Genomic DNA, 20,696 nt, shown 5'->3' on the forward strand with positions numbered 1-20,696 from the left:
TGGGCGCCCGGCCCGGAACCGGGCGGGCATCGAGCACCGCAGGCTACCGAGCGGAACCGCGATCGCCTTGTAAAAAGTTGCCGGCAGGGCGCTGGAAGCGGGCCGGCGTCACGCTGTAGGCGTCGCTGAACGCGCGCGTGAAGTGGCTCTGGTCGAAGAAACCGACGGCGTGCGCCACGTCGGTGATCGGCATGTCGCGGTTCGTCTTGATCAGCTCGACCGCTCGCTCGAGCCGCAACCGCAGCAACCACGCATGGGGCGTCATGCCGACCGTGCGCTTGAAGAGCTTGAGAAACCGGAACCGGTCGAGGCCCAGCAAAAACGCGAGATCTTCCAGCACGACCTTGTCGCACAGGCGCGCTTCCATGAAGTCGCGCACGCGCATGAGTTGCCGCGGCGTCAACGTACCGGAGATAACCTGGGGCGATGGCTTCAGCAGCCGCGCGAACAGGGACTCGAAGAGCTCCATGACGTGCGCCTCTTGCAGCAGCGGATCGTCCGACGCGTTCCGCAGCGCGGTGTGCATGCCGATCAGTCGTTCGGCCAGCCGCGTGTCGCGCAGCACCACGGCCGCTTGCGAGGGGAAGTGGTGCTTGCCGGTGATCTCTTCGCCCAGGCCCGCCAGCAGTTCGGGAGAAAGCCGGAACGTCTGCAGCGTGTAGGCCTCGTTGGCGCCCGCGACGCCGTCGTGCACCTCGCCGGGCGGCATCAGCTGGATCGCGCCGCGGGTGAGCAACAGCGATTCGCCCTTGAACTGCTGGCGTTGCACGCCATCGGCCACGAGCGCGACGTGGCAGTCCAGGTGGTAATGGGGCTTGAAGCGAAAGGCGGAAAACCGGGCCGTGCTCAGGACAAGGCCGGGTACCTCGATCGCGCGGCTGTAATGAACCTCTTCACGCAAAGACGCGGCTCCTGCAGGTGGGCGGATTTCTCGCATGGTAGATGCAACCGCATGCAGCCCTACAGCATCGATTCGGGAATCATGAGCAACTGCCATTGCAGCTTGAAGCGCATCCATGGACTGCTCCGGGCTCGCTGTCCGTCACCCTGGCCGGCGTTGCGGCGCAGGCCCTCGAGCGCGACGGGGCTGGGCACGAAGTAGGGCGAAGAGGTGAGGATTTCGGTCTGCGCCTGCTGCGCTGCTTCGCCGAGGAGGCGGCGGCTTGTGTCGATCAGCGCGCCGCTGGCGAGCCGACGCGTTTCCGACAGGCCCCACATCAGCCGGAAGCCGCTGGCGCCCGGGGGAGCGCTGGCCATCGAGGTCGTGACGCTGCGCGGGCCTTCGTCCCGGAGGCTCGCGTATGCGAAGGATCCCGCCGCGGGACCAGGCAAAAAAATACCCGCCGAAGCGGGTTCGAGGAGCCCGTGCAGGGCGCTCTAAGGACGAAACAGAGAGCTCTTCTTTTATGCGGCCCTGTTGCGTGACAACCCCTCGATCGTCGGTGGGGTGGCTGCAATCGGCTGTAAGCCAAAATTAGGCTGTCAGCGTAGGACACACTTAAAAACGTGAAGTATTTGGCAGGCTGCAAACGTTGCTGCCCGGCCATGGCGCTCGAAGTGTCGGTCTCGTCTGACAAGACTGATCTGCGCGAAGCCCTAGATTTTGCGAACTCGCTTCGAAGTGCGAGTTCTCTGTGTGTGACAGCACCTAAAGAGATTCAACCCAGCCTGGTGCTGGGTTTTTTTTGCGCCCGACGTTCTTGGATGCGTGAATTAATGCCACTTCAAGCCATGAAGTTTGTGTAATTGTGTCCTGTTGTGCCTTATGTCGCAGGCCAGCCATTCCCAACGTGCGGATCGCTGCAGCACACTCTTCGCAACAAAAAGAGGTGTCTCATGGGAGTTATGAATGAACTGTCACCTGAGGTGGACACATTCGTGTGCCGCTTCAGCATTCCGATCCGGCTCGACGAAGAGCGGTTCCAGTATTTCCCCGTGGTCGGGGTGTTTCGCAGCATGCCGTTCGACCAGGTCGATCGATGGGTGATGCGACCCGACGGTCGGGCGCGCACCGATCGCGAGTTGGCGGCCGAAGTTCTTCTCGAACTGCGCCGGCCGCTCGGCGCCACGGGCAAGACGGCGTTGCTTCAGTTCGGCATCACCGATGTGCTCGAAGTGGATCGGGCCGCGGCCATCATCGTGGCGACGTTCCTGTCCGAGCTTCCGCGCGGCGCGCAGCGCGAACTCGAGAGCGAAGTCGTGGGCTAGGACGGGAAGGCCAACGAAAAAGCCCGCACGAGGCGGGCTTTGGAATGTGGTCGTGAACTCTCACGCGGTCCACGTTACGGCAAATGTTCAATTGCGGAAGCCACCTGTTGTTTTTCTCGTCGTAGTGACTTCGACGCGCCGGTGTGAGATTCGGCTTGCCTGGCCAGGCAACACTCAGAGTGAATCTGAGCGAGGGGCGATTGTACCAGACGACGTTTTTGTGCCCGCCAAGGAACGGAATCCGGGCCGAGCCCAAATATTTTTCGCAGGCTGCCGCTTTTGCAGGCACCGTGTTGCAGGCCACGCCAGGCAACGATCCTGAACTCTTCACACATGGTTTTCCACAACATTGTCCCCATTGAAAATGGAAAACATGACATGGCCATGTGTTAGGTAAAAACAGTTGTTGCACAAACCGGGGTAGGCGCGCGCTGACAGACTTCCCAGGGCTCGCGGGAGGAACATCTCCTGACCGCAATGTTGCGGCAAGGAGCATGAAATGACCTTCGACTTCTTGTTTCGTCCCAGCCATACCGCCTACCTCAAAAGGGCGTCGGCGTTGCTGGAAGAAGCGCAGATGGCACGCATCGAGCACCAGGCCGCCGCGGAGCATCACAGTGCACTGGCGCGGATGTACGCCGAGCGCGTTCGGCGGCTCGAGAGCGAGCTCTACCGGCAGCCGCGCGGCGCGGAACACGGGCCTGCCGATGTCTTGGCCGAGGATCGGCCGCAGTTGTATTCGCTGGATGGCACTCGCAAGCCGGGGCTGACATCAGCGACCTGAGCGCCTGCCGAAGCACGCAAGCCGGCCATCGCTATCCCGGACATGAATATTGCCAAACCTGTGGCGCGGGCAGACACGGCACCATCAAGGCTCATTCTTGGAGAGCCGCATGAAGATGTTCAGAAAAGTCGTTGGTGGGGTCATCTCGTTGGCCGGTGCCGTGGTGATCGTTGCTCAGCACTTCTGAAGGAAGGCGCCAACCCGGCGAAACGTGACGTGGTGCCCATGCGGGCAAGCCAGGAACGGACGAATGACTTTCGACACTGGCGGACGCTCCGGCATGGCAATAGCCTCGTGACCCGGATGACAGGGCAGGCGGCTGGTTTTCAGTTCGGCTTAAGGTTGGAGAACGATACTGAATCTTGACGGTCTTCCGGCGTTGGTAGAGGTTGCTTCTGCACCCGCTTTTGCACCCGCTCTTTGCAGCGGTTCCTCGAGGCTGAAGGTCGTCAAGATTTCTTTCTCCGCGCCTGATGCGATCCCTGTCGTTCATCCAGGACCTTCAAGAAGCATGCGCCACTCGCTGTTGCACTACCTCTCCACGCAGCCATTGCCCGCCACCGTCGCAGGTGCGCAGGGCATTGCCGCCGTTCAGGCCCTGTTGCAGGAGGGCTGCGTGAAGGCCATCTTTCCGCAGCCTCGCTCCCCCGAAGTCGATATGCCCGTGGCAACGGTGACCGAACTCACCCGGCTCGGCCACCGCGCATTGCGCCGGTTCAGCGGCGCCTGAAACGCCCTTCGACTAGCGCTGCGCCAGCCGCCGCAGCGCCATCGACAGTTCCTCCATATCGACGGGTTTGAGCAAGTGATGGTCGAAGCCGGCCTGGGCAATGCGCACCCTGTCGTCCGGCTGGCCCCATCCCGTCAGTGCGATCAGCGTCAGCCCGCTGTGCGCGGGGTCGGCCCGAAGCCTGCGGGCCAGTTCGCAGCCATCCATGCCGGGCATGCCGATGTCCAGGATCGCCAGCGAGGGACGAAAGCCGTCCGCCGTCTTCAGCGCTTCGGTGCCGCTGAACGCCACGGCGGTGCGCGCCCCGAGAAGGCCCAGCAGCGCCGCCAGCGATTCCGCCGCATCGCGGTTGTCATCGACGACCAGGATGCTGTGCCGCGCGATGACCGCTTCAGTGGAGGGGGCCGCGCGCTTCTCGCCCCCCGCATCGTGCGCGATCGCCAACGGCAGCGTCACCACGAATTCGCTGCCCTGGCCGAGGCCGGCGCTCTTCGCGCTGACAGTGCCCCCGTGCAGTTCCACCAGGCTCTTCACCAGCGTGAGCCCGATGCCCAGGCCCCCCTGGGCGGCCCTGGCCGTGCCGCTCACCTGCACGAACATGTCGAAGATCGACGCCAGCATGTCAGGCGGAAGGCCGGCGCCGTTGTCGAGGACGCGGACCACCGCATTCGCGCCGTCGCGCTCGACGAACACATCGATCCGGCCGCCTTCGGGCGTGTACTTGGCGGCGTTGTTCAACAGGTTGGAGAACACCTGCGTGAGCCGCACCCCGTCTCCTTCGACAGCCAATGAGGCATCTGCCGCATGCACCTGCAGCTGGTGCCGGCCGGCGTCCATCAGCGGCCGGCTGAGCTCCACGGCATCGCGGATCACCTGGTCGACCATCAGCTCGCCGAGCTGGAGTTCGATCTTTCCGCGGGTGATGCGCGACACCTCCATCAGGTCGTTCACCAGGCGCACCATGTGATCGATCTGGCGGCCCATGAGCTGGTAGTAGGGCTGCGCGGCTTCGGGCGTGAGCGGCTTGCGCGTGAGGATGGCCAGCGCCGTGCTCAGCGGCGCCATCGGGTTGCGAAGCTCGTGCGCCAGCGTGGCGAGGAATTCGGTCTTGCGCTTGTCCGCTTCGCCCAGGTCGTCCAGGATGCGGCGCAGTTCGTACTGCCGGCGCCGGGCCCGCAAGGCGCTTCGCAGCGCGCTCACCAGGGCCGCCACGCGGATCGGCCGCTCCAGCACCGTGACGTTGGCCATGCCCTCCATGGCCACGGCGATGGCGCGCGAATCGGCGCCCTGGCGGGCCAGCACCAGCACCGGCAGGTCCGACCACGGCGGCTGCGTCGACACCGCGTCGGACAGGTCGGCCGCATCGTTGCCCGAGAGCATTTCCTCGGACACGAGGATGGCGCCCGCGCCCTGGCCGATTTCCAGTACCAGTTCGTGCAGCGTGGCGCAGACCCGGGTGGCGATGCCGGCGCGCTCGAGCACGGCGGTCGCCATCACGGCGTCCTTCGAGGTGGCCGTCCTGAGCAGGACGCGCAGTTGCGTGTCTTCGTGCGTGATCGTGGCGCCTGGCGTGTTCGTCGTCACGGCCGGGTGGCGGTGACGCCATCGATGGGCACCGGAATGCCGCTCAGGATGCCCCGGAAGTGGCGCAGGGGCTCGCCCACGTGCAGCCCGCTGCCATCCATCGAGAAATCGCGGATGGTCCGCTCGTGCGCGCTGCCGCGTTTCTTGAGCACCGAGATGGCCTGCCGGACCTCGCCCTCGAATTCGAAGTAGCGCAGCAACACGACCGCGTCCGCAAGGTAGCTGGCATCGACCGGCGTCTGCATCTGCATGCCGATGAGCCCGTGCTGCGCGCCGACCAGCAGCGTGGCCACGCCGGCCTGCCCGAGGTAGGTCAGCAGTTCGTGCAGCTGCACGATGAGAAAGCGCTCATCGGGCATGGCGTTGAGATAGCCGTTGAGGCTGTCGATGACGACGACCGTTGCGGCGTGCTCGGTCACGGCCAGGCGGATCTCGTGGACCAGCTCGCCCGGAGACAGCTCGGCGGGGTCGACCTGCTTGATACGCAGGTGCCCCGACGCGAGGTAGGGCTCCAGGTCCATCCCGAGGCCGGCGCAGCGCGTGCGCAGCGTGTTGACGCTCTCGTCGAAGATGAAAAGCGCGGCGCATTCGCCCCGCCGGGCGGCGGAAACGGCGAACTGCACGGCCACCGACGATTTGCCCGTGCCCGGCGCGCCGACGAAGAGGGTGCTCGTTCCCTTCTCGAGGCCGCCCCCGAGCAGGTCGTCCAGTTCGGCGATGCCGCTGGGCATCTTGGTGAGCGGTGCGCTGGTCGCGTGCTCGGAGGCCACAAGCCGCGGAAACACCTGCAGGCCCCCGCGATGGATCTTGTAGTCGTGAAAGCCGCCGCGATAGGCCTGTCCGCGGTACTTGACTACCAGGAGGCGCCGCCGCGCCGAGCCGTAGTCGGAATTGAGCTGCTCCAGCCGCAGCACGGCGTGCGCGATGCTCTGCACCTGCAGGTCGTGCTCCGTGGCGGTCATGTCGTCCAGCAGCAGCACGGTGCATTGCCGGCCCGCGAAGAACTGCTTCAACGCCAGGATCTGCCGGCGGTACCGCAGCGACGTGCCCGACAGCAGCCGCAACTCGGACAGCGAGTCGAAGACGATGCGAGAGGGCTTGAGCGTGTCCACGTCGCTGAGGATGCGCAACGTGGTTTCGCTCAGCTCCACCTCCGAGGGGTGGAACATCGTGTACTGCTCTTCGGGGTGAAGGCTGTCCTGCGCGGGGAGCATCTCGCGCACATGGATGCCCGAGAGGTCCCAGCCGTGGGAGTTGGCCACGCCGCGCAGTTCGTTCTCGGTTTCCGAGAGCGTGACGTACAGGACCGACTCGCCCGTCCGGGCGCCCTCGAGCAGGAACTGCAGCGCGATGGTCGTCTTGCCGGCGCCCGGCGTGCCTTCCACCAGGTAAAGGCGGTTGGGCTCCAGGCCCCCGCCCAGCACATCGTCCAGCCCCGGCACGCCGATGCCCAGCAGGTTGTTTTGCCGTCCCCCGAGGCTTGATGCCTTGGCCTCCATCGTTGTTGCTCCATGAAAAATTCGGATACCAAATTCAATCATGCGAGCGCGAAAAAACCATGCAGGACAAGGCCGGAAAAACGACCCAGCCTTTGTCGGCCGGAACCGATTCTTTCCGTGATGCTCAGGGAGGGAAAAGGTGCGGAGCCGCCGAGGCGGCTAGCGCAGGAACACGTGCTGCATGAACTGCTTGATCGGGTACTGGATCACCGTCTGCACCCGGGCCGGCAGCTCCAGCGGCCGCATCAGCATCTTGAGCGTGCTGCCGGCGCTCAGGTTGGTGCGGATGGTGCTGTTCATGCGCGCACTCAACTGCTGCACATAGGCCGTGTCGTCGGCGCGATGGGGCGCCCGGGCCTTCACGACGTGGCGGATCGCGCAGTCCGCGTCCTCGCTCTTGAGTTCCAGCGTGCGCCGGCCAATGGTGCCGATCACGCGAAAGCGGCTGAGTTTCTCCTGTTCGCGATAGCGGCGGAAGAACCGGTAGAAGTGCTTGTAGTGGTTGACCTCGTCCGTCGCGATGCGGGTGGCCAGGTCGTGCAGCACCGGCTCGTCGGTGGCGCGGGCCATGGCGCGGTAGTAGGTGGCGGTGCCGGTCTCGACCACGCAGCGCGCGGTCATCTCCAGGGCCCGGGTGGGGGCGAGCAGCTCGACCTTGCAGTAGGTCGCGTACTCCTCCAGGAAGCCGCGGTAGGCCGTGTCCCACTCGAATTCGGGCCACACATGGCGCACATAGGCGCGCAGGGCCTGGCCGTGCTGCAGTTCCTCGGGCTCCCAGTGGTTGGAGAGCCAATCGGTCACTTCGTCGTCGCCGCGGAAGAAATCCACCAGGTTGTGCGTGTACAGGTCCGAGCCGCTTTCGATGAACGAGGCGGAGGTCACGAGGTAGAAAAGATTCTCGTCCGGGCGCACCTTGTCGAGCGCGATGCGCGAGAAATCGAGGTCCTCGATCTTCCAGTGTTCGGCCTCAAGACCTGCCATGCGGACTCCTTGATTCATGTTGTGCATATGAATAGGACGGGGCCCGCTGCGTTTGGTTCGGCCGCGCGGGAGCTCCAGGGCGCATATTAGCCGCGGTGCTGCGATCACGCAGTCGCCCCGGGGCCGGCCGGGCGCCATGGGCAAACCTATAATCGTTTGTTCAAGCAAATCAAGCAGTTAGGTCGGTTCAACGCAGTGGTTTCGACGAGAGGTCGCCATCGCCAGGCCGCCCTCGACAGAAGACGAAATCCAAAGATGAGCCAGCCCACATTCACGGTCGCGGACATCCGCAAGACCTTTCTCGATTTCTTCGCCTCCAAGGGCCACACGGTGGTGCCCTCCAGTTCGCTGGTGCCGGGCAATGACCCGACCCTCATGTTCACCAACTCGGGCATGGTCCAGTTCAAGGACGTGTTCCTCGGCGAAGACAAGCGCAACTACGTGCGCGCCGCCTCGGTCCAGGCGTGCCTTCGCGCCGGCGGCAAGCACAACGACCTGGAGAACGTGGGCTACACCGCGCGCCACCACACCTTCTTCGAGATGCTGGGCAACTGGAGCTTCGGCGACTACTTCAAGCGCGAATCGCTGACCTGGGCCTTCGAGCTTTTGACCAAGGTCTACAAGCTGCCGGCCGAGAAGCTCTGGGCCACCGTCTACATCGAGGACGACGAGGCCTACGACATCTGGACGAAAGAAATCGGCCTGCCCCCCGAGCGCGTCGTGCGCATCGGCGACAACAAGGGCGGGCGCTACATGTCCGACAACTTCTGGATGATGGCCGACACCGGCCCCTGCGGCCCGTGCTCCGAGATCTTCTACGACCACGGTCCCGAGATCCCCGGCGGCCCCCCCGGCAGCCCCGACGAAGACGGCGACCGCTACATCGAGATCTGGAACAACGTGTTCATGCAGTTCGACATGCAGCCCGACGGCTCGGTCAAGAAACTGCCCGCGCCCTGCGTGGACACCGGCATGGGCCTGGAGCGCTTGGCCGCGATCCTGCAGCACGTGCACAGCAACTACGAGATCGACATCTTCGACGCGCTCATCAAGGCCGCGGCCCGCGAAACGGGCGAAAAAGACCTGGGCAACAACTCGCTGCGCGTGATCGCCGACCACATCCGCGCCACCTCGTTCCTGGTGGCCGATGGCGTCATCCCCTCCAACGAAGGCCGCGGCTACGTGCAGCGCCGCATCGTGCGCCGCGCGATCCGCCACGGCTACAAGCTGGGCCAGAAGAAGCCGTTCTTCCACAAGCTCGTGCCCGACCTCGTGAAGCTCATGGGCGATGCGTACCCCAAGCTCGTGGCCGACGAGAAGCGCATCACCGACACGCTCAAGGCCGAGGAAGAGCGCTTCTTCGAGACGCTCGCCAACGGCATGGAAATCCTCGACGCGGCCCTGGCCGGCGACGCCAGGACGCTGCCGGGCGACGTCGCCTTCAAGCTGCACGACACCTACGGTTTCCCGCTCGACCTGTCGGCCGACGTGTGCCGCGAGCGCGGCGTGAGCGTCGACGAAGCGGGCTTCAACGTCGCGATGGAAAAGCAGAAGGCCGCGGGCCGTGCGGGCGGCAAGTTCAAGATGGACCGCAACGTCGAATACACCGGCGCGGGCAACACCTTCACCGGCTACGAGCACCTGGAGGAAAGCGCCAAGGTCGTCGCGCTGTACTTCGAAGGTGCGGCAGTGAACGAACTGAAGGAAGGCCAGCCCGGCATCGTCGTGCTCGACGCCACGCCCTTCTATTCGGAGAGCGGCGGCCAGGTCGGCGACCAGGGCGTGCTCAGCGCCGAAGGCGTGCAGTTCGGCGTCGAGGACACGCAGAAGATCAAGGCCGACGTGTTCGGCCACCACGGCACGCAGACCCAGGGCACGCTCAAGGTCGGCGACGCAGTGAAGGCCGCGGTCGACGGCGAACGCCGCAACGCGACCATGCGCAACCACTCGGTCACCCACCTGATGCACAAGGCCCTGCGCGAAGTGCTCGGCGACCACGTGCAGCAGAAGGGCTCGCTGGTCGATGCCGACAAGACGCGCTTCGACTTCGCGCACAACGCCCCCGTCACGCGCGACCAGATCCTGGAGATCGAGAAGCGCGTGAATGCCGAAGTCCTTGCCAACGTGGCCACGCAGGCGCGCGTGATGGACATGGAATCGGCCCAGAAGACCGGCGCGATGATGCTGTTCGGCGAGAAGTACGGCGAGACCGTGCGCGTGCTGGACATCGGCACGAGCCGCGAGCTGTGCGGCGGCACCCACGTGGGCCGCACCGGCGACATCGGCCTCTTCAAGATCGTGAGCGAAGGCGGCGTGGCCGCCGGCGTGCGCCGCATCGAAGCGGTCACGGGCGCCAATGCGCTCACCTACCTGCAGGACCTCGAATCGACCGTGCAGAGCGTGGCCGCCACGCTCAAGTCGCCGGCCGCCGAGCTGCAGGGCCGCTTGACGCAGGTGCTCGATCAGGTGAGGGCGCTGGAGCGCGAAGTGGGCTCGCTCAAGGGCAAGCTCGCATCGTCCAAGGGCGACGAACTCATCGCGCAGGCGGTGGACGTCAATGGCATCAAGGTGCTCGCGGCCAAGCTGGACGGCGCCGATGCCAAGACGCTGCGCGACACCATGGACAAGCTGAAAGACAAGCTCAAGACAGCCATCATCGTGCTGGCCGCCGTCGACGGCGACAAGGTGCAGATCGCGGCCGGCGTCACCGCCGACACCGTGGGCAAGGCCAAGGCCGGCGAGCTGGTCAACTTCGTGGCGCAGCAGGTCGGCGGCAAGGGCGGCGGCAAGGCCGACATGGCCATGGCCGGCGGCACCGATGCGGCGGGCGTGCCCGCCGCGCTGAAATCGGTTCAGGGCTGGGTCGCGGAACGCGTCTGATGACCGACGCGCTGCCCGGCGAAGAGTCTGGCACGCCACTTGGCGAGGTGCTCGTGATGGGCGCGGGCACCATCGGCTGCTACATCGGCGGCCGGCTCGCCGCGGCGGGCGTGCCCGTCACCTTCGTCGGCCGGCCCCGCGTGCTCCAGAAGCTCGCGGGCCACGGCCTTTCGCTCAGCGACCTGGACGGCGCCAAGCACCACATCCTGCCCTCGGCGCTGCGCCTGTGCGAGCAGGTGCCCGCCGGCGCCAGGCCTGCGCTGGTGCTCCTTTGCGTGAAGAGCGGCGCCACCGCCGAAGCCGCAGGTGAACTGGCCTTTGCGCTGCCCGCGGGCACCACAGTCGTCTCGCTGCAGAACGGCATCTCCAACAGCGCCGCTGCATCGCAAGCGGGACCGTCGCTCAACGTGCTGCCGGGCATGGTGCCGTACAACGTGGCCGAGATCGGCGAGGGCGCCTTCCATCGCGGCACCCCCGGCCGGCTCGCCGCGAAGGACGATGCGGCGCTGCGCCCGTGGCTCCCCGTGTTCGAGCGCGCCGGCGTGCCGCTCGACCTGCATGAAGACCTCTTGCCGGTGCAGTGGGGCAAGCTGCTGCTGAACCTCAACAACCCGGTCAATGCGCTCTCGGGCCTGCCGCTGCGCGAGGAGCTGATGCACCGCGGCTACCGCCAGTGCTTCGCGGCGCTCATCGACGAAACGCTGGGCGTGCTCGGCGTGAGCGGCATCGTGCCGGCGCAGGTGGCGGCGGTGCCGGCGCAGCGGCTCTCGAGCCTGCTGCGGCTGCCCGATTGGCTCTTTCGCATCGTCGCGGCGCGCATGCTGCGCATCGATGCGAAGGCGCGCTCCAGCATGGCCGACGACCTCGCGCTTGGCCGCCGCACCGAGATCGATGCGCTCAGCGGCGAGGTCGTGCGCCTCGCACAGGAACATGGCCTGAGCGCACCGCGCAATGCGCGCATGGTCGCGCTGCTCGAAGCCTGGCCGAACCAGCCCGAGCGCTGGCCGGCACGGCGATTGCAAGACGCTCTCGGCCTGTAGCGCTTAGCCTGTACCCTCGGGCTCTTGCGGCGCTCGGCCCACAAGAAAGAGGGAGTTCTCATGCAGGTCCTGATTCTCGGCAGCGGTGTCATCGGCACCTCGGTGGCGTACTACCTGGCACGCGCCGGCCACGAGGTGACGGTGCTGGAGCGCCAGCCGGCCCCCGCGCTCGAAACCAGCTTCGGCAACGCGGGCGAGGTGTCGCCCGGCTACTCGGCGCCCTGGGCTGGGCCCGGCGTGCCGGTGAAGGCCATCAAATGGATGCTGATGCAGCACAGTCCGCTGGTCGTCAAACCGATGCTCGATCCGGCGATGTGGCGCTGGGGCCTCTCGATGCTGCGCAACTGCACGCAGGCGCGCTACGAGCTCAACAAGGGCCGCATGGTGCGCCTGGCCGAGTACAGCCGCGATTGCCTGAAGGCCTTGCGCGCGGACACCGGCATCCAGTACGACGAGCGCATGCAGGGCACGCTGCAACTCTTTCGCACGCAGCAGCAGCTCGACGGCACCGCGAAAGACGTGGAGGTGCTCAAAGCCTCCGGCGTGCCCTACCAGGTGCTCGATCGCGACGGCTGCCTGCCCTACGAGCCCGCGCTCGCGGCGGTGAAGGAGAAGTTCGTCGGCGGCCTGCGCCTGCCGGGTGACGAGACCGGTGACTGCTTCAAGTTCACGCAGGCGCTCGCGAAGCTGGCGGAAGCCGAAGGCGTGACCTTTCGCTTCGGCGTGAACATCCAGGCCATCGAGCACGACGCCGCGAAGGGCGTGACTGCGGTGCGCACCGACCAGGGCAACTTCACCGCCGACCGCTACGTGGTCGCGCTCGGCAGCTATTCGCCCGCGCTTGTCAAGCCGCTGGGCATCGACCTGCCGGTGTACCCGGTCAAGGGCTTCTCGATCACCGTGCCGATCACCGACGCGGCCGGCGCCCCCGAATCCACCGTGATGGACGAGACCTTCAAGGTGGCTGTCACGCGCTTGGGCGACCGCATCCGCGTGGGCGGCACGGCGCAGCTCTCGGGCTTCGACCTCGCGCTCAATCCGCGCCGGCGCGACACGCTCGAACACGTCGTGACCGACCTCTTTCCCCGCGGCGGCAACGTGCGCGACGCCTCCTTCTGGACCGGCCTGCGCCCCATGACGCCCGACGGCACCCCCGTGATCGGCGCCACGCGCATCCCCAACCTGATGCTGAGCACCGGCCACGGCACACTCGGCTGGACCATGGCCGCCGGCACCGGCCGCGTGATGGCCGACCTCGTTGCCGGCAAGGCGCCCGAGATCGACATGGAAGGCCTGACCGTGGCGCGCTACGGCGGCTAGCAGGCACGACGCCATCCCCCGAGCAGGGCGGTCCGAAAGGGCCGCCCTGTTTTACGTTGGGTTGCGACATCTAGGGTTTCTACTTAGCCACGAAGTTGTCTTCGTGGCTATCCTTCGTGCGTTCCATTAATAAATCGTTGTTTCTTTAGTGAAACAAAACGCCGACCACGACGGACCCATGAAACACACACGCCGCCTCGCCATCGCCGCCGCCATGTTCCTGGCCGGCGCCTGCGCCACCGGACTTGCCTGGGCACAGAACTATCCGGCCAAGCCGATCACGCTGGTGGTCGCGTATCCGGCGGGCGGCGACACCGATGCCCTCGCGCGGCTCTTCGCCGAGAAGCTCTCGGCGCGGGTCGGGCAGCCGGTGGTGGTCGACAACCGGCCGGGCGCGAGCGGCATCATCGGCAGCGGCTACGTGTCGAAGGCGGCACCCGACGGCTACACGCTGCTGCTCGCGCCCAGCACCTTCTCGATCGCGCAGCTGGTGCTGAAGACCAACGGCGCCTCCGGCTACGACGTGCTCGCCGGCTTCACGCCGATCGTGCAGACCGGCAGCCAGCCGCTCTTCCTGGTCGCGAGCGCCGGCAGCGGCTTCGCCACCGCGAAGGACGCGGTCGCCGCGGCCAAGGGCGCCGGAAAATCGCTCTCGTACGCGAGCCCGGGCAGCGGCTCGCCGATGCACATCCTGGGCGAGATGTTCGCTCGCGCCTCGGGCACGAACCTCGCGCACGTGCCCTACAAGGGCGTGGCGCCCGCGGTCAACGACGTGCTGGGCGGCCATGTGCCGGTCACCTTCATCACGCTCGGCCCGGTGGCGCCGTACTTCGCCAACGGCAAGCTCAAGCCGCTCGCGGTGGCATCGAGCCAGCGCTCGCCGCTCGCGCCCACTGTGCCCACGCTCGCCGAGCTCGGCTACAAGGACGTCGAGGTGGTCGCCTGGAACGGCCTCTGGGGCCCGCGCAACCTCTCGCCCGAGATCGTGAAGACGCTCAACGGCCACTTCAACGAAATCCTCAAGATGCCCGACATCGTCGCGCGCATGGCCGTGCTCGGCACCACGCCGGTGGGCGGCGATGCCGACGTGCTCGGCAAGACCAACGCGGCCGACTACGCGCGCTTCGGCAAGGTCATCAAGGAGCTCGGCATCCAGGCCGACTGAACACGCATGTCCGAACTCAAAGCCATTCCCGATCCCTCGAGCCTGCAGTCGCTGCTGGCCGAACTGCCCGCCAACCTGCTGGCCGGCCGCCGCGTGCTCGTGACCGGCGGGGCGCGCGGCCTGGGCCTCGCGTTCGCGCAGTGCATCGCCGCGGCGGGCGCGAGCGTGGTGCTGGCCGACATCCTCGGCGAGCTCGCCGAAACCGAAGCGAAGGCGCTGCGCGACGCGGGCCACAAGGCGCATGCGCTCACCGTCGATTTGTCGGCGCCGGCCTCCATCGACGCCTGCGCCGCCGAGGCGATCCGCCTGCTCGGCGGCCTGGACGGCCTGGTCAACAACGCCGCCATCACCAACTCGGGCGGCCGCAACGCGCACCAGCTCGAGATCGACATGTGGGACCGCGTGATGAATGTCAACGTGCGCGGCACCTGGCTCATGGGCCGCGCCTGCCGCGCGGCGCTCGCTGCAAGCGGCCGTGGCGCGGTCGTGAATCTCGCGTCCGACACCGCGCTCTGGGGTGCACCCAACCTGCTGGCCTACGCATCGAGCAAGGGCGCGGTCATTTCCATGACGCGCTCGCTGGCGCGCGAATGGGGCGGCGACAGCATCACCGTCAACGCCGTGGCGCCGGGCCTCACGCTGGTCGAGGCGACCGAATACGTACCGATGGCGCGCCACCAGAAATACCTCGAAGGCCGCGCCATTCCGCGGGAGCAGCAGGCGGCCGATGTCTGCGGCGCCACGCTGTACCTGCTTTCCGGCCTCTCGCGCTTCGTGACGGGCCAACTGCTGGCCGTCAACGGCGGCTTTGCGATGCACTGAATTTTTCCGACGAAGGAGTAAACCCGATGAGCGATTTGTCCGAACAACAGAAGATCAACGATGCCGCCAGCACGACCCTGGCGCAGCCCGAGGGCACGAGCCTCGCGGAGTGGATGAACACCCGCATCGCGCGCTACGAGACGCGCAAGTACGACTGGGACGCGCTGAAGTTCCAGGCCGACTTCGACCCCAAGTTCCGCCGCGCGCAGATGCGCTACGTGGGCACCGGCGGCACCGGCGTCGAGAAGGACGCGAACACCGTGCCTTCGGAGCACTTCACCTTCTCCACCATGGTGATCCCGGCCGGCCACGAGGGCCCGCCGCACCTGCACACCGATGTGGAAGAGGTGTTCTTCCTCATCCGCGGCAAGCTCAAGGTCGTGATCGAGAAGGACGGCGAGCGCTTCGAAACCATCATGACCGACCGCGACCTCATCTCGGTGCCGCCGGGCGTGTACCGCGAGGAAATCAACATCGGCGACGAAGACGCGCTGATGTGCGTGATGCTCGGCGCGCAGAAGCCGATCAAGCCGACATACCCGGCCGATCACCCGCTGGCCAAGATCAAGCGCTGAGGACGAGATGAGCGACGCGATGGTCACCGACGGACTGGCGCTTCCCGCTTCCGAGCTGGCGCTGCTCGACGCCCGTTTTCCGGCACGCGGCGTGCCGGTCGGCGGCGGCGCGGTGGTGTCGGTGCGCGAGCGCGGCGCGGGGCCGGCTCTCGTGTGCCTGCACGGCATCGGCTCGGGCGCGGCGTCGTGGCTCCACGTGGCGTTGCTGCTGGCACCGCAGGCGCGCGTGATTGCGTGGGATGCGCCGGGTTACGGCGCATCGACGCCGCTGGCATCGGCTGCGCCATCCGCCGCGGACTATGCCGACCGGCTGCACGCCTTGCTCGATGCGCTCGACATCCAGTCGTGCGTGCTCGTCGGCCATTCGCTCGGCGCGATCACCGCGGCATCGGCCGCGCGCAACGGTTCGGCCTTGGCTTCGCGCATCCGCCGCTTGGTGCTGATCAGCCCGGCCGCCGGCTACGGCGCACCGTCACGCGCCGAAGCCCGCGCCAAGGTGCGCACCGAACGCCTCGCCACGCTCGACGAACTAGGCATCGCCGGCATGGCCGCGAAACGCGCGGGCCGCCTCGTCTCCGACACCGCCAGCGAACTCGCGCGCCAGTGGGTGCGCTGGAACATGGCCCGCCTGAACGACGGCGGCTACCGCCAGGCCGTCGAACTGCTATGCAACGGCGACCTCATCGCCGACCTGCCGCCCGCCATGCCGGCGCGCGTGGCCTGTGGCACGCTCGATGTCGTCACCACGCCCGAAGCCTGCGCCGAGGTCGCGCGCGGCTGCGGGGTGACGCTCGAACCCATCGAAGGCGCCGGGCACGCCAGCTACGTGGAACGGCCCGAGGCCGTCGCCGCGCTGCTGCGCGAAGCACTCGCTGCCTGAGCAGGCCACCACAAGACATCCAACGGAAACAACGAACCACCATGGCAACGAACGACAACGAAGTGATGGAAGAGGGCGCCGACCGCTACAACGTGCCCGCGCTCGAGCGGGGCCTGCGCGTGCTGTGCGAGTTCAGCCGCGAGAACCGCACGCTCTCCGCGCCCGAATTGGCGCGCCGCTTCGACCTGCCGCGCTCGACCGTCTTCCGCCTGCTCACCACGCTGGAGAACATGGGCTTCCTGGAGCGCGCCGAGGGCGGCCGCGACTACCGCCTGGGCCTCGCGGTGCTGCGCCTGGGCTTCGAATACCTCGCCTCGCTCGAACTCACGCAGCTGGGCACGCCGCTGCTCAATCGCCTCTGCGACGAGCTGCGCACGCCCTGCAACTTGGTGGTGCGCGACGGCCGCTCGATCGTCTATGTCGCCAAGGTCGCGCCGCCCACGCCGTTCGCGAGCTCGGTCACCGTGGGCACGCGCCTGCCGGCCCACGCCACGGTGCTCGGCCGCGTGCTGCTGGAAGACCTCACGCTGCCGCAACTGCGCGCGCTCTATCCCGAAGACAAGCTGGAGACCTTCTCGCCGAGCACGCCCAAGACGGTGAACGAGCTCTTCGACATGGTGCAGGCCGACCGCACGCGCGGCTATGTGCTGGGCGAAGGCTTCTTCGAATCGAACATCTCCAGCATCGCCGCGCCGGTGCGCGACCACAGCGGCCACATCGTGGCGGCGCTGGGCGCGACCATCACCTCGGACCACATCGAGGAAAGCCGCATGGACGAGATGGTGCTGCGCGTGCGCGGCGTGGCCGACGAGATCTCGGGCCTGCTGAACTACTCGCCCGCGCGCTCCAGCAAGGTGGTGCCGCTTCGCAGCGCATGACGGCCATGACGATGCCCGCACCTTCTCATTTCTTTGCCGCCGATGCATTGGCGGGCCGCGTGGCCGTGGTCACGGGCGGTTCCTCGGGCATCGGCCTTGCGACCGTCGAGCTGTTGCTCGCGAGCGGCGCCGCCGTCGCGCTGTGCGGCCGCAACGCCGAGCGGCTCGACCGCGCGGTGACCGGCCTGCGCGCGCAGTTCCCGAGCGCGAAGCTCTTCGCACAGCCTTGCGATGTGCTCGATGCCGCCGCGGTCAAGGCCTTCGCCGTCGCCAGCGAGGCCGCGCTCGGCCCGGCCTCGATGCTCGTCAACAACGCGGGGCAGGGCCGCGTCTCCACCTTCGCGGACACCGACGACGCGGCCTGGATGGACGAGCTGCACCTGAAGTTCTTCTCCGTCATCCACCCCACGCGCGCCTTCCTGCCGCAGCTCGCCGCGCAGCGCGCGGTGCTCGGCGATGCCGCCATCGTCTGCGCCAACTCGCTGCTCGCGCGCCAGCCCGAGCCGCACATGGTCGCCACCTCGGCCGCGCGCGCGGGCCTCTTGAACCTCGTGCGTTCGATGGCCACCGAATTCGCGCCGCAGGGCGTGCGCGTCAACGGCATCCTGATCGGCCTTGTCGAATCGGGCCAATGGCGCCGCCGCTTCGAGGCGCGCGAAGACAAGTCGCAAGACTGGGCCGCCTGGAGCGCCCAGCTCGCGAAGACCAAACACATCCCGCTGGGTCGCCTGGGGCTTCCGACCGAAGCCGCGCGCGCGATCCTTTTCCTCGCTTCGCCCCTCGCGTCGTACACGACGGGCAGCCACATCGATATCTCCGGAGGCCATTCCCGCCATGCATAACCCCCACAACACCGTCACTGTCGGCGCTGTCGTCGCCGCCTTCCTGGAGCAGTGCGGCGTCAAGGCAGCCTTTGGCGTGATCTCGATCCACAATATGCCGATCCTCGATGCCTTCGCGCAGCGCGGCACGATCCGCTTCATCTCCGCGCGCGGCGAGGCGGGCGCGGGCAACATGGCCGACGCCTATGCGCGCTCCACCGCGAGCCTGGGCGTGTGCATCACCAGCACCGGCCCGGCCGCGGGCAACATCGCGGGCAGCATGGTCGAGGCGCTGACCGCCGGCGCGCCGCTGCTGCACATCACCGGGCAGATCGAGACGCCGTACCTGGACAAGAGCATGTCGTACATCCACGAGGCGCCCGACCAGCTGGCCATGCTCAAGGCGGTGTCGAAGGCGGCGCTGCGCGTGCGCAGCGTGGAGACGGTGCTCGGCACCCTCAAGCGTGCGGTGCAGCTCGCGCTCACGGCGCCGACGGGCCCGGTGAGCGTGGAGATCCCGATCGACATCCAGTCGGCGCTCATCACGATGCCGGCCGACCTGTCGCCGCTGCCGGTGGAGCGTCCGGTGCCGTCCGCCGCCGCGCTCGACGCATTGGCCGCGCGCCTCGCATCCGCAAAGCGCCCGCTGCTGTGGGTGGGCGGCGGTGCGCGCCATGCCCGCACGGCAATTCAGCGCCTGCAGAAGCTGGGCTTCGGCGTGGTCACCACCACGCAGGGCCGCGGCACCGTGCCCGAAGACGACGCCGGCTCGCTCGGCGCCTACAACATCCAGAAGCCGGTCGAGGCCTTCTACCAAACCTGCGACGCGATGCTCGTGGTCGGCTCGCGCCTGCGCGGCAACGAGACGCTCAAGTACGAGCTGAAGCTCCCGCGCCCGCTGTACCGCATCGACGCCGATGCCGCCGCCGAAGGCCGCTGCTATGCCTCCGAGGCTTTCGTCTGCGGCGACTCGGCGCTGGCCCTCGAAGGCCTGGCGGATCGCCTCGAAGCCGCCGGCTACAAGGCCGATGCGCAACTGCTGGCCGACCTGCGCGCCGCGCACGACCAGGCAGTGGCCACGCTGCGCGACGGCCTTGGCCCGTATGCCGAACTCGTGCGCCGGCTGCAGTCGGCCGCGGGCCGCAAGTTCAACTGGGTGCGCGACGTGACCGTCTCCAACAGCACCTGGGGCAACCGCGAACTGCGCATCTTCGAGCCGAGCGCCGGCGTGCACGCCACGGGCGGCGGCATCGGCCAGGGCATGCCCATGGCCATCGGCGCGGCCATCGGCGCGGCGGTGACCGGCTCGGGCCGCAAGACCTTCTGCCTGGCCGGCGACGGCGGCTTCATCCTGAACCTGGGCGAACTGGCCTGCATGGTGCAGGAGAAGGCGCCGATGGTGATCGTGCTCATGAACGACAAGAGCTACGGCGTCATCAAGAACATCCAGGACGCGCAGTACGGTGGCCGCCAGTGCTACGCCGAACTGCACACGCCCGACTACGACCTGCTGTGCAAGTCGATCGCGTTGCCGCACGCTTGTGTGCGCGACCTGGCCGACCTGCCCACGCGGCTGGACGAAGCGCTCTCTGCCGACGGCCCGTTCCTGCTGGAGATCGACATGCTCTCGGTCGGCGGCTTCAAGACCAGCTTCGCCGGCCCGCCGACCAACACGGTCACGCAGATTCCCGCGCTCGGCACGGCGCAGTGAGAGCGAGCGGAGCCCCACCCATGATCGCCCCCACACGCATCGCACTCATCGGCTGCGGCGCCATCGGCACCGCTGTGCTCGAATTGCTGAGAGGCGATCCGGCGCTGCGGGTGACGGTCGTCGTCGTGCCCGTCGAGGGCATGGCCGCCGCGCAGAAGGCTGTGCCGGGCGCAGAGGTGCTGAGCATGGTGCCCGTCGCCGGCATCGACCTCGTGGTCGAAACCGCGGGCCACGCCGCCATCGAGGAGCACGTGCTCCCGGCGCTCGCGCGCGGCACGCCCTGCGTGGTGGCCTCGGTCGGTGCGCTGTCGGCCGCGGGCCTCGCTGAAAAGCTCGAAGCCGCCGCCATCGCGGGCCGCACGCAGGTGCAGCTGATTCCCGGCGCCATCGGCGCGATCGATGCGCTCGCCGCGGCCCGCATCGGCGGGCTGGACAGCGTGCGCTACACCGGCCGCAAGCCACCGAAGGCCTGGAAGGGCACGCCGGCCGAACAGGGCCGCGACCTCGACGCGCTGGCCGAGGCCACCGTGATCTTCGAAGGCAGCGCGCGCGAAGCGGCCTCGCTCTATCCGAAGAACGCCAACGTCGCGGCCACCGTCTCGCTCGCGGGGCTCGGCCTCGACAAGACACTGGTGCGCCTGATCGCCGACCCCGCCACCGCCGAGAACGTGCACACCGTCGAAGCCGAGGGTGCCTTCGGCAGCTTCGAGCTGACGATGCGCAACAAGCCGCTCGCGGCCAACCCCAAGACCTCCGCGCTGACCGTGTACAGCGCGGTGCGGGCGCTGCGCAACCGCGTCGCGCCGCTGTCCATCTGA

General features: G+C 67.5%; 19 protein-coding genes. 14 read left to right on the forward strand and 5 right to left on the reverse strand.

The window, feature by feature from the left end; genetic code table 11:
* Window positions 1–43 precede the first annotated feature (43 nt).
* Together ACZYRS_RS14880 and ACZYRS_RS14885 are read right to left on the reverse strand one after the other, a co-directional pair.
* The gene (locus tag ACZYRS_RS14880; protein ID WP_463419870.1) at window positions 44–1,018 is read right to left on the reverse strand and encodes a helix-turn-helix transcriptional regulator; all 975 of its coding nucleotides are present in this window, start codon (window positions 1,016–1,018) and stop codon (window positions 44–46) included.
* A complete protein-coding gene (locus ACZYRS_RS14885; protein WP_463419871.1) occupies window positions 961–1,257 on the reverse strand; it encodes a hypothetical protein in 297 nt (98 codons plus the stop codon). The genes ACZYRS_RS14880 and ACZYRS_RS14885 overlap by 58 nt, the downstream gene beginning before the upstream one ends.
* 621 nt (window positions 1,258–1,878) lie before the next feature.
* Here ACZYRS_RS14885 and ACZYRS_RS14890 point away from each other — a divergent pair.
* The 3 genes from ACZYRS_RS14890 to ACZYRS_RS14900 all read left to right on the forward strand — a co-directional run bounded on the left by ACZYRS_RS14890 (window position 1,879) and on the right by ACZYRS_RS14900 (window position 3,722).
* Window positions 1,879–2,208, forward strand: a complete 330-nt coding sequence (locus tag ACZYRS_RS14890) for a hypothetical protein (RefSeq protein WP_463419872.1) — start codon at window positions 1,879–1,881, stop codon at window positions 2,206–2,208.
* A gap of 499 nt (window positions 2,209–2,707) precedes the next feature.
* Window positions 2,708–2,992, forward strand: a complete 285-nt coding sequence (locus tag ACZYRS_RS14895; protein ID WP_093433487.1) for a hypothetical protein — start codon at window positions 2,708–2,710, stop codon at window positions 2,990–2,992.
* Between the two features lie 511 nt (window positions 2,993–3,503).
* Complete coding sequence (locus ACZYRS_RS14900) at window positions 3,504–3,722, forward strand: hypothetical protein (RefSeq protein ID WP_198788632.1); 219 nt, start codon at window positions 3,504–3,506, stop codon at window positions 3,720–3,722.
* A 12-nt stretch (window positions 3,723–3,734) separates the two neighbouring features.
* Here ACZYRS_RS14900 and ACZYRS_RS14905 read toward each other — a convergent pair whose 3' ends face one another.
* The 3 genes from ACZYRS_RS14905 to ACZYRS_RS14915 all read right to left on the reverse strand — a co-directional run bounded on the left by ACZYRS_RS14905 (window position 3,735) and on the right by ACZYRS_RS14915 (window position 7,786).
* Window positions 3,735–5,306, reverse strand: coding sequence for a hybrid sensor histidine kinase/response regulator (locus ACZYRS_RS14905; RefSeq protein ID WP_463419873.1), 1,572 nt, complete (start codon window positions 5,304–5,306; stop codon window positions 3,735–3,737).
* Window positions 5,303–6,805, reverse strand: coding sequence for an ATPase domain-containing protein (locus ACZYRS_RS14910; RefSeq protein WP_198788633.1), 1,503 nt, complete (start codon window positions 6,803–6,805; stop codon window positions 5,303–5,305). Before ACZYRS_RS14910 ends, ACZYRS_RS14905 begins: the two co-directional genes overlap by 4 nt.
* 159 nt (window positions 6,806–6,964) lie before the next feature.
* On the reverse strand, window positions 6,965–7,786 hold the full coding sequence (locus ACZYRS_RS14915) for a ferritin-like domain-containing protein (protein ID WP_463419874.1): 822 nt from the start codon (window positions 7,784–7,786) through the stop codon (window positions 6,965–6,967).
* 255 nt (window positions 7,787–8,041) lie between these two features.
* On the opposite strand from ACZYRS_RS14915, the gene alaS reads away from it, so the two are divergent.
* The 11 genes from alaS (at window position 8,042) to ACZYRS_RS14970 (ending at window position 20,696) form a co-directional block, all read left to right on the forward strand.
* A complete protein-coding gene (gene alaS, locus ACZYRS_RS14920; protein WP_463419875.1) occupies window positions 8,042–10,666 on the forward strand; it encodes an alanine--tRNA ligase in 2,625 nt (874 codons plus the stop codon).
* On the forward strand, window positions 10,666–11,706 hold the full coding sequence (locus ACZYRS_RS14925; RefSeq protein WP_463419876.1) for a 2-dehydropantoate 2-reductase: 1,041 nt from the start codon (window positions 10,666–10,668) through the stop codon (window positions 11,704–11,706). The genes alaS and ACZYRS_RS14925 overlap by 1 nt, the downstream gene beginning before the upstream one ends.
* A gap of 60 nt (window positions 11,707–11,766) precedes the next feature.
* A complete protein-coding gene (locus ACZYRS_RS14930; protein WP_463419877.1) occupies window positions 11,767–13,026 on the forward strand; it encodes a D-amino acid dehydrogenase in 1,260 nt (419 codons plus the stop codon).
* 178 nt (window positions 13,027–13,204) lie between these two features.
* Window positions 13,205–14,191, forward strand: a complete 987-nt coding sequence (locus tag ACZYRS_RS14935; RefSeq protein WP_463419878.1) for a Bug family tripartite tricarboxylate transporter substrate binding protein — start codon at window positions 13,205–13,207, stop codon at window positions 14,189–14,191.
* A 6-nt stretch (window positions 14,192–14,197) separates the two neighbouring features.
* Complete coding sequence (locus ACZYRS_RS14940; protein ID WP_463419879.1) at window positions 14,198–15,013, forward strand: SDR family oxidoreductase; 816 nt, start codon at window positions 14,198–14,200, stop codon at window positions 15,011–15,013.
* 26 nt (window positions 15,014–15,039) lie between these two features.
* Window positions 15,040–15,588 carry a cupin domain-containing protein gene (locus ACZYRS_RS14945; protein ID WP_463419880.1) on the forward strand — a complete coding sequence of 183 codons (549 nt, stop codon included), beginning with the start codon at window positions 15,040–15,042 and terminating at the stop codon, window positions 15,586–15,588.
* A gap of 7 nt (window positions 15,589–15,595) precedes the next feature.
* Entirely contained in the window at window positions 15,596–16,468 is an 873-nt protein-coding gene (locus ACZYRS_RS14950; protein WP_463419881.1) for an alpha/beta fold hydrolase, read from the forward strand.
* 41 nt (window positions 16,469–16,509) lie between these two features.
* Complete coding sequence (locus tag ACZYRS_RS14955) at window positions 16,510–17,346, forward strand: IclR family transcriptional regulator (protein ID WP_198788642.1); 837 nt, start codon at window positions 16,510–16,512, stop codon at window positions 17,344–17,346.
* 11 nt (window positions 17,347–17,357) lie between these two features.
* Complete coding sequence (locus ACZYRS_RS14960) at window positions 17,358–18,188, forward strand: SDR family oxidoreductase (protein WP_463419882.1); 831 nt, start codon at window positions 17,358–17,360, stop codon at window positions 18,186–18,188.
* Window positions 18,181–19,878 (forward strand): thiamine pyrophosphate-binding protein, encoded by a 1,698-nt coding sequence (locus ACZYRS_RS14965; protein WP_463419883.1) that lies wholly within the window; start codon window positions 18,181–18,183, stop codon window positions 19,876–19,878. The genes ACZYRS_RS14960 and ACZYRS_RS14965 overlap by 8 nt, the downstream gene beginning before the upstream one ends.
* Window positions 19,879–19,898: 20 nt before the next feature.
* Entirely contained in the window at window positions 19,899–20,696 is a 798-nt protein-coding gene (locus tag ACZYRS_RS14970) for an aspartate dehydrogenase (RefSeq protein WP_463419884.1), read from the forward strand.

Source organism: Variovorax sp. AC194 (assembly GCF_979257995.1).

Excerpts from the sequence above, each read along its gene's own strand:
- alaS (WP_463419875.1), top strand. The coding sequence starts at position 8,042 with ATGAGCCAGCCCACATTCACGGTCGCGGACATCCGCAAGACCTTTCTC.
- ACZYRS_RS14930 (WP_463419877.1), top strand. The coding sequence starts at position 11,767 with ATGCAGGTCCTGATTCTCGGCAGCGGTGTCATCGGCACCTCGGTGGCG.
- ACZYRS_RS14910 (WP_198788633.1), bottom strand. The coding sequence starts at position 6,805 with ATGGAGGCCAAGGCATCAAGCCTCGGGGGACGGCAAAACAACCTGCTG.
- ACZYRS_RS14900 (WP_198788632.1), top strand. The coding sequence starts at position 3,504 with ATGCGCCACTCGCTGTTGCACTACCTCTCCACGCAGCCATTGCCCGCC.
- ACZYRS_RS14925 (WP_463419876.1), top strand. The coding sequence starts at position 10,666 with ATGACCGACGCGCTGCCCGGCGAAGAGTCTGGCACGCCACTTGGCGAG.
- ACZYRS_RS14885 (WP_463419871.1), bottom strand. The coding sequence starts at position 1,257 with ATGGCCAGCGCTCCCCCGGGCGCCAGCGGCTTCCGGCTGATGTGGGGC.
- ACZYRS_RS14970 (WP_463419884.1), top strand. The coding sequence starts at position 19,899 with ATGATCGCCCCCACACGCATCGCACTCATCGGCTGCGGCGCCATCGGC.
- ACZYRS_RS14935 (WP_463419878.1), top strand. The coding sequence starts at position 13,205 with ATGAAACACACACGCCGCCTCGCCATCGCCGCCGCCATGTTCCTGGCC.
- ACZYRS_RS14895 (WP_093433487.1), top strand. The coding sequence starts at position 2,708 with ATGACCTTCGACTTCTTGTTTCGTCCCAGCCATACCGCCTACCTCAAA.
- ACZYRS_RS14965 (WP_463419883.1), top strand. The coding sequence starts at position 18,181 with ATGCATAACCCCCACAACACCGTCACTGTCGGCGCTGTCGTCGCCGCC.
- ACZYRS_RS14960 (WP_463419882.1), top strand. The coding sequence starts at position 17,358 with ATGCCCGCACCTTCTCATTTCTTTGCCGCCGATGCATTGGCGGGCCGC.
- ACZYRS_RS14940 (WP_463419879.1), top strand. The coding sequence starts at position 14,198 with ATGTCCGAACTCAAAGCCATTCCCGATCCCTCGAGCCTGCAGTCGCTG.
- ACZYRS_RS14955 (WP_198788642.1), top strand. The coding sequence starts at position 16,510 with ATGGCAACGAACGACAACGAAGTGATGGAAGAGGGCGCCGACCGCTAC.
- ACZYRS_RS14950 (WP_463419881.1), top strand. The coding sequence starts at position 15,596 with ATGAGCGACGCGATGGTCACCGACGGACTGGCGCTTCCCGCTTCCGAG.
- ACZYRS_RS14915 (WP_463419874.1), bottom strand. The coding sequence starts at position 7,786 with ATGGCAGGTCTTGAGGCCGAACACTGGAAGATCGAGGACCTCGATTTC.
- ACZYRS_RS14880 (WP_463419870.1), bottom strand. The coding sequence starts at position 1,018 with ATGGATGCGCTTCAAGCTGCAATGGCAGTTGCTCATGATTCCCGAATC.
- ACZYRS_RS14945 (WP_463419880.1), top strand. The coding sequence starts at position 15,040 with ATGAGCGATTTGTCCGAACAACAGAAGATCAACGATGCCGCCAGCACG.